The 13503-nt window shown below is 68.8% G+C and carries 12 protein-coding genes; 8 read left to right on the top strand and 4 right to left on the bottom strand.

What is annotated here, in order from left to right; all coding sequences use genetic code 11:
* Positions 1 to 31 precede the first annotated feature (31 nt).
* Both BCR55_RS07145 and BCR55_RS07140 read left to right on the top strand, forming a co-directional pair.
* A complete protein-coding gene (locus BCR55_RS07145; RefSeq protein WP_059784610.1) occupies positions 32 to 820 on the top strand; it encodes an ABC transporter substrate-binding protein in 789 nt (262 codons plus the stop codon).
* Positions 821 to 833: 13 nt separating this feature from the next.
* Complete coding sequence (locus tag BCR55_RS07140; protein ID WP_065494383.1) at positions 834 to 2264, top strand: FAD-binding oxidoreductase; 1431 nt, start codon at positions 834 to 836, stop codon at positions 2262 to 2264.
* 28 nt (positions 2265 to 2292) lie between these two features.
* Here BCR55_RS07140 and BCR55_RS07135 read toward each other — a convergent pair whose 3' ends face one another.
* Positions 2293 to 2865: a PadR family transcriptional regulator gene (locus BCR55_RS07135; RefSeq protein ID WP_006408113.1), complete on the bottom strand. Its 573-nt coding sequence runs from the start codon at positions 2863 to 2865 to the stop codon at positions 2293 to 2295.
* Positions 2866 to 2933: 68 nt separating this feature from the next.
* A complete protein-coding gene (gene cadR, locus BCR55_RS07130) occupies positions 2934 to 3365 on the bottom strand; it encodes a Cd(II)/Pb(II)-responsive transcriptional regulator (protein WP_006401446.1) in 432 nt (143 codons plus the stop codon).
* A gap of 83 nt (positions 3366 to 3448) precedes the next feature.
* Between cadR and BCR55_RS07125 the strand changes: the two genes are divergently transcribed.
* On the top strand, positions 3449 to 6001 hold the full coding sequence (locus BCR55_RS07125) for a heavy metal translocating P-type ATPase (protein WP_065494382.1): 2553 nt from the start codon (positions 3449 to 3451) through the stop codon (positions 5999 to 6001).
* A 14-nt stretch (positions 6002 to 6015) separates the two neighbouring features.
* Positions 6016 to 6369, top strand: coding sequence for a zinc ribbon domain-containing protein (locus tag BCR55_RS07120; RefSeq protein WP_053296677.1), 354 nt, complete (start codon positions 6016 to 6018; stop codon positions 6367 to 6369).
* A gap of 24 nt (positions 6370 to 6393) precedes the next feature.
* Here BCR55_RS07120 and BCR55_RS07115 read toward each other — a convergent pair whose 3' ends face one another.
* Positions 6394 to 6873 carry a GyrI-like domain-containing protein gene (locus tag BCR55_RS07115; protein WP_083211777.1) on the bottom strand — a complete coding sequence of 160 codons (480 nt, stop codon included), beginning with the start codon at positions 6871 to 6873 and terminating at the stop codon, positions 6394 to 6396.
* A gap of 317 nt (positions 6874 to 7190) precedes the next feature.
* Between BCR55_RS07115 and BCR55_RS07110 the strand changes: the two genes are divergently transcribed.
* From BCR55_RS07110 to eutC, 4 genes are all read left to right on the top strand, one after another.
* Positions 7191 to 8654, top strand: coding sequence for a mechanosensitive ion channel (locus tag BCR55_RS07110; protein WP_006408118.1), 1464 nt, complete (start codon positions 7191 to 7193; stop codon positions 8652 to 8654).
* 195 nt (positions 8655 to 8849) lie between these two features.
* The gene (gene eat, locus BCR55_RS07105) at positions 8850 to 10235 is read left to right on the top strand and encodes an ethanolamine permease (protein ID WP_006401441.1); all 1386 of its coding nucleotides are present in this window, start codon (positions 8850 to 8852) and stop codon (positions 10233 to 10235) included.
* Between the two features lie 90 nt (positions 10236 to 10325).
* A complete protein-coding gene (locus tag BCR55_RS07100) occupies positions 10326 to 11723 on the top strand; it encodes an ethanolamine ammonia-lyase subunit EutB (protein WP_065494381.1) in 1398 nt (465 codons plus the stop codon).
* Positions 11720 to 12526 carry an ethanolamine ammonia-lyase subunit EutC gene (gene eutC / locus BCR55_RS07095; RefSeq protein WP_053296679.1) on the top strand — a complete coding sequence of 269 codons (807 nt, stop codon included), beginning with the start codon at positions 11720 to 11722 and terminating at the stop codon, positions 12524 to 12526. The genes BCR55_RS07100 and eutC overlap by 4 nt, the downstream gene beginning before the upstream one ends.
* Here the strand turns inward: eutC and BCR55_RS07090 are convergent.
* The gene (locus BCR55_RS07090; RefSeq protein WP_065494380.1) at positions 12519 to 13403 is read right to left on the bottom strand and encodes a LysR family transcriptional regulator; all 885 of its coding nucleotides are present in this window, start codon (positions 13401 to 13403) and stop codon (positions 12519 to 12521) included. The genes eutC and BCR55_RS07090 overlap by 8 nt on opposite strands.
* Between the last annotated feature and the right edge of the window lie 100 nt (positions 13404 to 13503).

Here is a 13503-nt window from a genome sequence, read left to right as displayed (position 1 = left end):
CCGCCGCTGCAATCGACAACAGGAGATCACGATGAAACCCACGCACTCCCTGAAACTGGCGATCGCGCTCGCATGCGCGCTCGGTTCCGCCGCGGCCGTCGCCGACGCGCAGACGCTGCGCTTCGGCCTCGAGGCGCAATATCCGCCGTTCGAATCGAAAGCGCCGAACGGCGAACTGCAGGGCTTCGACATCGACGTCGGCAATGCGGTGTGCGAAACCGCGAAGCTGACGTGCAAATGGGTCGAGACCTCGTTCGACGGGCTGATTCCGGCGCTGAAGGGCCGCAAGTTCGACGCGATCAACTCGGCGATGAACGCGACCGAGCAGCGCCGTCAGGCGATCGACTTCACGACGATCATCTACCGCGTGCCGACGCAGCTGATCGCGCGCACCGGCAGCGGGCTGCTGCCGACGCCCGAATCGCTGAAGGGCAAGCGCGTCGGCGTGCTGCAGGCGTCGATTCAGGAAACCTATGCGAAGGCGCACTGGGAGCCGGCCGGCGTCGCGATCGTCGCGTATCAGGATCAGAACCAGGCCTATGCCGATCTCGTCGCGGGCCGCCTCGATGCGACGCTCGTGCTCGCGCCGGCCGGCCAGCGCGGCTTCCTGTCGCGTCCGGACGGCAAGGGCTTCTCGTTCGTCGGTCAGCCGGTGCGCGACGACCGGATCCTCGGCAGCGGCATCGCGTTCGGCTTGCGCAAGGGCGACGACGCGCTGAAGGCGAAGCTCGACGCGGCGATCGACAAGCTGAAGGCGGACGGCACCGTGAAGTCGCTCGGCCGCAAGTACTTCGGCGACATCGACATCTCGGCGAAGTAAGCGGGAACGCACGATGTCGATGCCGGATACGGCCGCCGCGCGCGGCACGCCGCGCGCGGCGCGGCTGTCGGATATCGCGCTCGAAGCGGCGCTCGTCGCCGAGCTCGGCGACGCATGCGTGACGCGCGCGGCCGACATCGAGCCGCGCTACTTCACCGCGTACAACGAGCGGCCCGGCGTGCGGCCGCGTGCGCTGGTGCGCCCGCGCCGCGTCGACGAGGTGTCGCGCGCGCTGGCGCTCTGTACGCGACTTGTGCAGCCCGTCGTGCCGCAGGGCGGGCTCACCGGCCTCGCGCGCGGCGCGGTCGCGCTCGGCGGCGAAGTCGTGCTGTCGATGGAGCGCTTTGCGGGCATCGACGCGCTCGACGCGGCGGCGGGCACGCTCACCGTGCGCGCCGGCACGCCGCTGCAGGTCGTGCAGGAAGCAGCCGATGCCGCCGGCTTCACGTTCGGCGTCGATCTCGGCGCACGCGGCTCGTGCCAGATCGGCGGGATGCTCGCGACCAATGCGGGCGGCACGCGCGCGATCCGCTACGGGACGATGCGCGAGCAGGTGCTCGGGCTCGAAGCGGTGCTTGCGGACGGCACGGTCGTCTCGTCGATGAACCGGATGCTGAAGAACAATGCGGGCTACGACCTCAAGCAGCTGTTCATCGGCAGCGAGGGCACGCTCGGCGTCGTCACGCGCGCCGTGCTGCGGCTGCATCCGAAGCTCGCCGCGCCGGCCACGGCGCTGTGCCGCGTGCGCGACTACGAGGCGGTCGTCGCGCTGTGGAACCGGATGCGCACATTGCCGGAACTCGTCAGCTTCGAAGCGATGTGGCCCGCGTTCTACGACTACGTCGCGCGTCATACGGCGGGTGTCGCGGCACCGTTCGCGGCCGACGGCGGCTTTGCGGTGCTGATCGAATGCGCAACGAGCGCGCCGGGGCGCGACGCGCGCGCCGCGCTCGAAACGGCGCTCGCCGATGCGATCGACGCCGGGCTCGCCGACGATGCGGCGCTCGCGACGTCGGAGCGGCAGGCGCGCGATTTGTGGACGCTGCGCGAGGGGCTTGCCATCGATGCGCTGCCGAACCTCGTGAATTTCGACGTCAGTCTGCCGACCGGAGCACTCGACGCATTCGCCGCACGTTGCGACGCGGCGCTGCGTGCGCGCTGGCCCGATATCGTGTGTCTGTTCTTCGGCCATGTCGGCGACGGCAACGTGCATATCGGCGTGTCGCTCGCCGCGACGACCGACGCGGACGCCGACGAGATCGATCGCCGCACCTACGCGATCGTGCGCGAGATGGGCGGCTCGGTCTCGGCCGAACACGGAATCGGCGTGCTGAAGCGCGACTATCTCGCGCACACGCGCAGCGACGCGGAAATCGCGCTGATGCGCACGTTGAAGGCCGCGCTCGACCCCGGCGGCATCCTGAATCCCGGCAAGGTGCTGTGAGCGGCGGCGGCCGCGCGGGCGGCGCGCGTCAGGCGTCGACCCAGCGCAGCGCACCGATCTTCAGATGCTCGACGACGCTGCGCGTCCAGTCGAGTTCGGCATCGAGCAGCACCAGCGCGTGCTCGTTGTGCAGCAGGAACAGACGCGGCACCTGATCGGCCTGCGCGGCGTGGCGCAGCGCTTCGACGCGCGCGCGCTCGGCTTCGAGCGCGGCAATGCGGCGCTCGAGTTGCTGGCGCGCATCGTCGGCGTCGAGCAGCGGCAGGAAAGCGAGACCCGCGCCGAACGCCGGAAATTCGCGCACCGGCTCCGCGAGCAGCGCGTACAGCCACGCCTGCCCGGCCGTGTGCCCGGCTTCGGTCAGCGTGTACAGCGTGCGCTCCGGAAACGCCCCGTCTCGCTCGGTGTCGTGCACGACGATGAGCCCGTCGCGCAGCAGCCGCTCGATCGTCTGATAGAGACTCGTGCGCTGTCGCACGTTGACGACTTCGTCGTAGCCACGCGCCTTCAGTTGCTGGAGCATCCCGTACGGATGCATCGGTGCTTCGGTCAGCATCGCCAGCACGGCGAGCGCGAGCGGGGACGGGCGGGCAGCGGGCATGAATAGTCTCGATATATCTAGTCAAATTATGACTAGTATCGGATCGACTATCTTGTTTGACAAGGATTTCAGCCGAGATGCGTGCGCTTCGCGGCCGGCGCGACGGTTTCCATCGTCGCGAGCCCATGCACGATCCCGCAGTCTTCCACCGAATGCTCGCCGACGCATTGCCGCCGCAGTTCGGTGAGCTGATCGCGCAGATGCGTGAGCTCCGCGAGGCGCGCGTCGACGTGTCCGATGTGTTCGTCGAGCAGCGCATTGATTGAATCGCAGCGGTCGCCCGGCGTGTCGGTGAGGCGCAGGAGCGCGCGGATTTCGTCGTGCGCCATGTCGAGCGCGCGGCAGTTGCGGATGAAGCGCAGCCGCTCGAGGTGTACGTCGGTGTAGTTCCGATAGTTCGAGTCGGTACGCTGCGCATCTGGCATCAGACCCTCCTTCTCGTAGAAGCGGATCGTCTCCGGCGTGCAGCGGGCCGCTTTGGCCAGTTCGCCGATCTTCATGTCGCTCTCCCGGTCAACGGTTGACCTTGTAGTGGCTACAGGGTGTTAACTCTACACCGTCAAGTCATCGAAAGGAGAACGTCATGAGCGACGCCCAGCGTCTGCGCGAGCCGCGCGACGACACGGACGGCAGCGGCGCGTGCTGCACCGGCCCGGCCCGCAGCGCGCCCGCGCAACGCACGGCCGACGCGGCGTGCCGCGCGCACGGCGACGCAGCGTCGTGCGGCGCGTCGTCGCACGCGAGCAGTCGCGATCATGGCGCCGCGCCGGCCGTCGGTACCGATGCGCACCGCAAGCACGAACATCACGCCGCGCACGGGCACGGGGATGACGAGGCGGGGCACGAGCACCGCCACGCTCATCCGCATGGCCACAGCCACGAGCACCAGCACGGCCACGGCGACGGCCACGGCCACGACCACGAGGACAGCTGCTGCGCGCCGGCCGTTTCGACGCTCGCGCCGCTGCCGGCCGCCGAGGCGACCGCAGCCGGCAACGTGCGCTCCGCGTTCCGCATCATGCAGATGGACTGTCCGACCGAGGAAACGCTGATCCGCAAGAAGCTCGGCGGAATGGACGAGGTGTCCGCGCTCGAATTCAATCTGATGCAGCGGATGCTGACGGTCGAACACGTGCCGGGCGCGCAGCCCGCGATCGAGCGCGCGATCCGCACGCTCGGAATGACGCCCGAGGCCGCATCGGCCGGCACGCCGGCCTCGGCGGCGCCCGCCGAAGCGCCCGCGAAACCGTGGTGGCCGCTCGCGCTGGCCGGCGCGGCCGCGATCGCGTCCGAGGCGGCGAGCTGGGCCGGCCTGCCCGCGTGGCTGTCTGCGCTGCTCGCGATCGCGGCGGTGCTGAGCTGCGGGCTCACGACCTACCGCAAGGGCTGGATCGCGCTGCGCAACGGCAACCTGAACATCAACGCGCTGATGAGCATCGCGGTGACGGGCGCGATGGCGATCGGCCAGTGGCCGGAGGCGGCGATGGTGATGGTGCTGTTCACGATCGCCGAACTGATCGAGGCGAAGTCGCTCGACCGCGCGCGCAACGCGATCCAGGGGCTGATGCGGCTCGCCCCGGATACCGCGACCGTGCAGGACGCGGACGGCACGTGGCGCACGATCGATGCCGCGCGCGCCGTGCTCGGCGCGATCGTGCGCGTGAAGCCCGGCGAGCGGATCGGGCTGGACGGCGAAGTGGTGTCCGGACGCTCGACGGTGAACCAGGCGCCGATCACCGGGGAGAGTCTGCCGGTCGAGAAGGCGGCCGGCGACGCGGTGTACGCCGGCACGATCAACGAGTCGGGCTCGTTCGACTATCGCGTGACCGCGCTGGCGTCGAACTCGACGCTCGCGCGCATTATTCACGCGGTCGAGGAAGCGCAGGGCGCGAAGGCGCCGACGCAGCGCTTCGTCGACCGCTTCGCGCGCATCTATACGCCGATCGTGTTCGCGGTCGCGCTGCTCGTCGCCGTCGCGCCGCCGCTCGTCGTCGGCGGGGCATGGCACGACTGGATCTATCGCGCGCTCGTGCTGCTCGTGATCGCCTGTCCGTGCGCGCTCGTGATCTCGACGCCGGTGACGATCGTGTCGGGGCTCGCGGCCGCCGCGCGGCGCGGGATCCTGGTCAAGGGCGGCGTCTATCTGGAAGAAGGGCGCAAGCTTGCATGGCTCGCTCTCGACAAGACCGGCACGATCACGCATGGCAAGCCGGTGCAGACCGATGTCGACGCGCACGCGGCCGACGTCGATCTCCCGCGCGCGCGGCACCTCGCCGCGAGCCTCGCCGCGCGATCGGATCATCCTGTTTCGCAGGCAATCGCGGCGGCCGCGCGCGACGCGAACGCGCCGGCGTTCGCCGACGTGCAGGATTTCGAAGCGCTGCTCGGTCGCGGCGTGCGGGGCACGATCGACGGCGTGCGCTACTGGCTCGGCAATCATCGGCTCGTCGAGGAGCTCGAGCGCTGCTCGCCGGCACTCGAGGCGAAGCTCGATGCGCTCGAGCGGCAGGGCAAGAGCGTCGTGATGCTGATCGACGATGCGCGCGTGCTCGCGATCTTCGCTGTAGCCGATACGATCAAGGACACGAGCCGCGCAGCGATTGCCGATCTGCACGCGCTCGGCATCCGCACCGCGATGCTGACGGGCGACAACCCGCATACCGCGCGGGCGATCGCCGCGCAGGCCGGCATCGACGACGCACGCGGCAACCAGTTGCCGGAGGATAAGCTCGCGGCCGTCGACGAGCTCGCGCGCGGCGGCGCGGGGGCGGTCGGGATGGTCGGCGACGGGATCAACGACGCGCCGGCGCTCGCACGCGCCGATATCGGCTTCGCGATGGGCGCGATGGGCACCGACACCGCGATCGAGACGGCCGACGTCGCGCTGATGGACGACGACCTGCGCAAGATTCCCGCGTTCGTCCGGTTGTCGCGCGCGACGCACCGCGTGCTCGTGCAGAACATCGGCTTCGCGCTCGGCGTGAAGCTCGTGTTTCTCGGGCTGACGGTCGCGGGGCTCGGCACGATGTGGATGGCCGTGTTCGCCGATGCGGGCGCGAGCCTGATCGTCGTCGGCAACGGGCTGCGGCTGTTGTCGAACGCACGCGCGTTCGGCGGCGCGCCGGCCGCACGCTGAGCGCGGCGGCGACGATGGACTGGCTCAAACGACTGCTGCGCGGGCACGGTGACGGCCATCGCGCTACCTACGCCGATGGTGGCCATCACGGCCGCGATCGGCGCGGCGGGCACGGCGGCCATGACGGCCATGGCGCCCCGGGCGAACATCACGGCTGGGGCCGCGCGGCCGCGCATCGCGCGGATACGCACGCGCCGCCGCGCGACGTCATCTGCGCGACGTGCGGGGCGCCCAATGCGGCCGGCGCGCGCTACTGCATCCGCTGCGGCAGCGTGCAGCGCGGTCGCGCCTGCGTGCGCTGTCAGGCCATGCTGCCGGCCGATGCGCGCTTTTGCCCCGCATGCGGTACGCGCGCGCATGCGGGCTGACGCCGAGGCGCCGGCCCGGCCGCCTCAACGCACCGGCACGTGAATCTCCGTCAGCAGATCCGCCGGGGCCGTATCGAGCGGCGTATTCAGATACAGCTCGAACGGCGGCGCGGCGGCCGGCGTGCGACCCGCTTGCTGCAGCCCCTCGCCGTATAGCCATTGATACGCCGCCTTCAGCTCCGCATACGGCCCCGTATGCAGCAGCACGGCATAATCGCCGCCCGCGATCGTCACGCGCTCCACGGGCGCATCGGGTTCGACGGCCGGCGCGTCGTCGGGCGGCACGATGCACGCATGCGCGCGCAGCTGCGCCTCCGGAACCGTATCGGGATCGTCGTAGTAGATCCCGGCCATCTTCGCGCCGCGGCCGATGAGCCCCCGACGTGCGGCCCACGCGCCGATCTGCGCGAACGCGTCGCCGACCTTCATGTACGCGCCGACATGCGCGACCGCATAACCGTGCTGCGCCGGCAGCCGACGGATTTCGACTTCGTGCTTGAACATCCGCTGTACTCCTTTTCATCGCGATGCGCACCGCGCGCGCTCGTCTGTACGCCTGTATCCGCGCGCCACGGTAGCACGACGCACCATCGCCGCGCGCATGCCAACGCGTAGTCGCTGCCGATATTCCGCCCCTTTTTATATTTCGGCGAAAAGGGTCACGTCCCCACCGATCTATGATTAAAGTTAAAGACGGTGAAATCGGGTGAAGCCGTCATTTTTCTCGAGTAAGTTGCTTGAGCGGGAAAGCGCATCTTGTCGGAGTCCGCAGGGAGTGTGTCGAAGTCCAATCACAACGCACGTTTTCGGGAGAACAAGAAATGGATGCTTCCAGCTTCATTACGTCGCTGCAGACCACGTTAGGCGGATATCTGCCGAAGATCGCCGGTGCGATCGGCATTCTGGTGATCGGCTGGCTGATCGCGGTGATCGTGCGGGCCGGCGCGCTGCGCCTGCTCGGTGCGCTGAAGGTCGATCAGCGAATCACCGAAAGCACCGGGCAGGGCGCCTGCGTCGAGCGCATCGTCGCCGGCGGGCTGTTCTGGCTCGTGCTGCTCGTCACCGCGGTGGGCATCTTCAACGTGCTCAATCTGTACGCGGTGTCCAACCCGTTCTCGCTGCTCGTCACGCACATCGTCGACTATCTGCCGAACCTGATCGGCGGCGCGGCGCTCACGCTCGTCGCGTGGCTCATCGCGTCGCTGCTGCGTAGCGTCGCGAATCGCGCGCTGAAGGCGAGCAAGGTCGACGACAAGCTGTCCGGCAGCGCCGGCATGCAGCCGATGAGCGGCTATCTCGGCGACGTGCTGTTCTGGCTCGTGATCCTGATGTTCCTGCCGGCGATCCTGTCGGCGTTCGCGCTGTCGGGGCTGCTGTCGCCGGTCCAGGGGATGATCGACCGGCTGCTCGCGATCGTGCCGAACCTGTTCGCGGCCGCGGTGATCGGCGTGGTCGGCTGGATCGTCGCGCGCGTGCTGCGCGGCCTCGTGACGAACCTGCTCGTCGCGGCCGGCGCCGACCGTCTCACGCAGCGCCTCGACAGCCCGACGCCCGTACGCGTGTCGAGCCTCGTCGGCACGATCGTCTATGTATTCGTGTTCGTGCCGACGCTGATCTCGGCGCTCGACGCGCTGAAGATCGACGCGATCTCGGTGCCCGCGACGAACATGCTGAACGAGTTCTTGAGCGCCGTGCCGGACATCGTCGCGGCGATCGTGATCGTGCTCGTCACGTTCTATTTCGCGCGCTTCGTCGCGGCGCTCGCGCAGCGGCTGCTCGAGGCGGCCGGCGCGGACGGGCTGCCGGCCGTGCTCGGCGTCGAGCGCGTGTTCAGCGGCATGCTGCAGCCGTCGGTGCTGGTCGCGCGGCTGATCGTGTTCTTCGCGATGCTGTTCGCCGCGGTCGAAGCGGCGAACCGGCTCGGCTTCACGCAGGTGCGCGACGTCGTCACGCTGTTCATCGAATTCGGCGGCCACGTGCTGACGGGCGGCGTGATCCTCGTGATCGGCGTGTGGCTCGCGGGCCTCGCGCGCCGCGTGATCGAGCAGGCCGACCGCGAGCACAGCGTGCTGTTCGCGCGCATCGCGCAGTTCGCGATTCTCGGCCTCGTGTTCGCGATGGGGCTGCGCGCGATGGGGATCGCGAACGAGATCGTGCAGCTCGCGTTCGGCCTCGTGCTCGGCGCGATCGCGGTGGCGGTCGCGCTGTCGTTCGGCCTCGGCGGCCGCGAGGCGGCCGGCAAGCTGCTCGATCGCTGGTTCAACCAGCGCGGCGGCGGTCAGTAAGCACGTCGGTCGCGCGCTGCCGCGCGGTCGCGCGCGGTCGGTCGGGCGACCAGTCGGGCGGTGCGGCCGGCGTTTCCGTCAGCGAAACGTCGGCTGCCGTCTTTGCCGAATTTCGATAACACGTCAAATAATGACTCTCTAGCATCGATTCTCAGTCGCGCGGGCCGCACGCCTCGCGCTTTTGAGGAGAGTCCGATGAAAGCAGAGTCGAAAGGCCAGCCCGCGCTGCAGCAGACGCTCGGCACCTGGCAACTGTGGGGCATCGCGGTCGGCCTCGTGATCTCCGGCGAATACTTCGGCTGGAGCTACGGCTGGGCCAGCGCCGGCACGCTGGGTTTCGTGATCACCGCGCTGTTCGTCGCGGCGATGTATACGACCTTCATCTTCAGCTTCACCGAACTGACGACGTCGATTCCGCATGCGGGCGGCCCGTTCGCGTACGCGCGCCGCGCGTTCGGCCCGACCGGCGGCTATCTGGCCGGCGCCGCGACGCTCGTCGAGTTCGTGTTCGCGCCGCCCGCGATCGCGCTCGCGATCGGCGCGTATCTGCACGTGCAGTTTCCGGGGCTCGAACCGAAACACGCGGCGATGGGCGCCTATCTCGTGTTCATGGCGCTGAACATCGTCGGCGTACAGATCGCCGCGACGTTCGAACTGGTCGTCACGCTGCTCGCGATCTTCGAATTGCTCGTGTTCATGGGCGTCGTGTCGCCGGGCTTCGCGTGGAGCAATTTCACGAAGGGCGGCTGGGCCGGCGCCGACCATTTCAGCGTCGGCGCATTCCACGGGATGTTCGCGGCGATCCCGTTCGCGATCTGGTTCTTTCTCGCGATCGAAGGCGTCGCGATGGCGGCCGAGGAAGCGAAGAATCCGAAGCGCTCGATTCCGGTCGCGTACGTCGCGGGCATCCTCACGCTCGTCGCGCTCGCGATCGGCGTGATGGTGTTCGCGGGCGGCGCGGGCGACTGGACCAAGCTCGCGAACATCAACGACCCGCTGCCGCAGGCGATGAAGTACATCGTCGGCGCGAACAGCGGCTGGATGCACATGCTCGTCTGGCTTGGGCTGTTCGGGCTCGTCGCATCGTTCCACGGAATCATCCTCGGCTATTCGCGCCAGATCTTCGCGCTCGCTCGCGAGGGCTACCTGCCGGAATGGCTCGCGAAGGTGCACCCGCGCTTCCGGACGCCGTATCGCGCGATCCTCGCCGGCGGCGTGGTCGGCATCGCGGCGATCTACAGCGACGAGCTGATCCAGTTCGGCGGTCAGACGCTGACTGCGAATATCGTGACGATGTCGGTGTTCGGTGCGATCGTGATGTATATCGTCAGCATGGCCGCGCTGTTCAAGCTGCGCCGTTCGCAGCCGAACCTCGCGCGGCCGTTCCGTGCGCCGCTGTATCCGCTGTTCCCGGCGTTCGCGATCGTCGCGGCGCTCGTCTGTCTCGGTACGATGGTGTACTTCAACGGCCTCGTCGCGCTGGTGTTCGTCGTGTTCCTCGCGCTCGGCTACGCGTACTTCCTCGCGACGCGCGCGCAGCGCGCCGCGAACGCACCGGCCGACGCACTGCTGGAGGATTGAGCATGACGAAGCCGAACGGCCGTTTCTGACGGCATCGGCGCGCCCGGCCGCAGCGGGCGCGCCGCCGGTTTTTGCAAGGAGACACGCACGATGTCCTATACGGAGACGATCGGTTCGCGCACCTACCGCTTCGCGGACCTGAAGACGCTGCTCGCCAAGGCAAGCCCGCTGCGTTCCGGCGATCAGCTCGCGGGCGTCGCGGCGGCGAGCGAGGAGGAGCGCGTCGCCGCGAAGATCGCGCTTGCCGGCGTGCCGCTGCGCGCGTTTCTCAACGAAGCCGTGATTCCGTACGAGGCCGACGAAGTCACTCGGCTGATCGTCGACGATCACGATGCGGGCGCGTTCGCGGAGATCGCGCACCTGACGGTCGGCGATTTCCGCAATTGGCTACTTTCGCCCGCCGCCGACGGCGCCGCACTCGAGCGGATCGCGCCGGGCCTCACGCCCGAGATGGTCGCGGCGGTGTCGAAGCTGATGCGCAACCAGGATCTGATCGCGGCCGCGCGCAAGCGCCGCGTCGTCACGCGCTTTCGCAATACGGTCGGGCTGCCGGGCCGCATGTCGGTGCGGCTGCAGCCGAATCATCCGACGGACGACGTGAAGGGGATCGCCGCGTCGATGCTCGACGGGCTGATGTACGGCTGCGGCGACGCGATGATCGGCATCAATCCGGCGACCGACAGCCTCGCGGCGATCGTGAAGCTGCTCGCGATGATCGACGGGTTTCGCGAGCGCTACCGCGTGCCGACGCAATCGTGCGTGCTTACGCACGTGACGAACACGATCGCGGCGATCGAGAAGGGCGCTCCGGTCGATCTTGTGTTCCAGTCGATCGCGGGCACCGAACAGGCCAATGCGAGCTTCGGGATCTCGCTCGCGCTGCTTGCCGAGGCGCGCGAAGCGGCGTTGTCGCTCAAGCGCGGCACGGTCGGCGACAACCTGATGTATTTCGAGACCGGGCAGGGCAGCGCGCTGTCGGCGAACGCCCATCACGGCGTCGACCAGCAGACCTGCGAAGTGCGCGCGTACGCGGTCGCGCGCAAGTTCGAGCCGTTCCTCGTCAACACCGTCGTCGGGTTCATCGGGCCCGAATATCTGTACGACGGCAAGCAGATCATCCGCGCGGGGCTCGAGGACCACTTCTGCGGCAAGCTGCTCGGCGTGCCGATGGGCTGCGACATCTGCTATACGAACCACGCCGAAGCCGATCAGGACGACATGGACAACCTGCTGACGCTGCTCGGCGCGGCGGGCATCAACTTCATCATGGGGATTCCGGGCGCCGACGACGTGATGCTGAACTACCAGAGCACGTCGTTTCACGATCAGCTGTACGTGCGCGAGGTGCTGGGCTTGCGCCGCGCGCCCGAATTCGAGGAGTGGCTGGAGACGATGGAGATCGCCGATGCGCACGGCGTGCTGCGCACGGCGACGTCGCGCGTGCCGCTGCTCGCGGGCGCGAACGACTGGATGGGGCTGTCCGCATGAGCGATGCCGTCGAAAAGAATCCGTGGAGCGAGCTGAAGTCGTTCACGAATGCGCGGATCGCGCTCGGCCGCGCGGGCAGCAGCCTGCCGACCGCGCCGCTGCTCGCCTTCAACCTGTCGCATGCGCAGGCGCGCGACGCCGTGCATCAGCCGCTCGACGCCGATGCACTGCGGCGCGAGCTCGATGCCGCCGGTTTCGCGACGCTCGGCGTACAAAGCGCGGCACCCGATCGTCAGCATTACCTGCGCCGGCCCGATCTCGGCCGCAAGCTGTCCGACGACGGCCGCGCGCTGCTCGCCGGCTACGGCGCCGCGCTCGACGATGCGCCCGATATCGTGTTCGTCGTCGGCGACGGGCTGTCGGCGTTCGCGGCTGCGAAGCAGGCGGTGCCGCTGCTGCGCGCGGTGCGCCCGCGGCTCGAGGCGGACGGCTGGCAGATCGGGCCCGTGATCGTCGCGACGCAGGCGCGCGTCGCGCTCGGTGACGAAATCGGCGAGCTGCTGCGCGCGAAACTGGTCGCGGTGCTGATCGGCGAGCGGCCGGGCCTCAGTTCGCCGGACAGTCTCGGCGTGTATCTGACGTGGGCGCCGCAGGTCGGCTGCCACGACGCGCAGCGCAACTGCATCTCCAACGTGCGGCCCGAAGGGCTGTCGTACGACGCGGCCGCGCACAAGCTGCACTACCTCGTCACGCACGCGCGCCGGCTCGGGCTGACGGGCGTCGGGCTCAAGGACGACAGCGACGCGCTGCTGCCTGCCGCGCAGCCGGCGCGCATCGGCGCGGCCTGCGATCCGGCTACTTGAACAGCCGTTCGCACAGGAAGTCGACGAACACGCGCAGCTTCGGCGACAGCTGCCGGCTCGACGGCCACACGATTGAGAACTGGCCCGGCGCGATCCGGTAGTCGTCGAGCACGGTGACGAGTGCGCCGCGCTCGATTGCGCCGCGCGCGAGGAAGTCCGGCATGTAGCCGATGCCGAGCCCCGCGAGCACCGCGCCGCGCAGCGCTTCCATGTTGTTGCACGTCATTGCGGTGCGCAGCTTCAGCGGCGTGCCGTCGTCCGCGGCGAGCGCCCAATCCTGCAGCTTGCCCGTGGTCGGGAAGCAGTAGCGCACGCAGTCGTGCGCTTCGAGGTCGCACGGCGCGCGCGGCGTGCCGGCCCGCGCGAGATACGCGGGCGTCGCGCACAGCACGAACGCGAACGGGCCGAGCCGCCGCGACATCAGGCTCGAATCGGATAGCGGCCCGCTACGGATCACCGCATCGAACCCGCCTTCGACGACGTCGACCATCCGGTCGTTGAAATCGAGATCGAGCTCGACGTCCGGATAGCGCTGCCTGAATTCCGGCAGCACCGGTAGCAGGAACCGATAGCCGATCACCGGCAGGCTCACGCGCAGCTTGCCGCGCGGGCGCTGCGCGGATGCCGTCACGGTCGCCTCCGCGTCGCGAAGATCCTCGAGGATGCGCTGACAGCGCTCGTAGAAATGCCGCCCTTCGTCGGTCAGCGTAATGCGGCGCGTGGTGCGGTTGAACAGCCGTATGCCGAGCGACTGCTCGAGCCGCGCGATCGTCTTGCCGACCGCCGACGCCGAGATGCCGAGCGTACGGCCGGCCGCGACGAAGCTCAGCGCGTCGGCGGCGCGCACGAAGGCGACGATGCCGTTCAGGTTGTCCATCGACGAAACGCGCTCCAGTGAAGACAGATTGCGGAATTCTAGTCCGTTATATGCGGAGCTTCGCGTGGTTTTTCGCGGATTGGATCGGATTTATCTTGTG

It is taken from the genome of Burkholderia sp. CCA53, assembly GCF_001685525.1.
Taxonomy (GTDB): Bacteria; Pseudomonadota; Gammaproteobacteria; order Burkholderiales; family Burkholderiaceae; genus Burkholderia; species Burkholderia multivorans.
The sequence above is the reverse complement of the archived record's forward strand: the minus strand, read 5'-3'. Positions and strand labels throughout refer to the sequence as shown.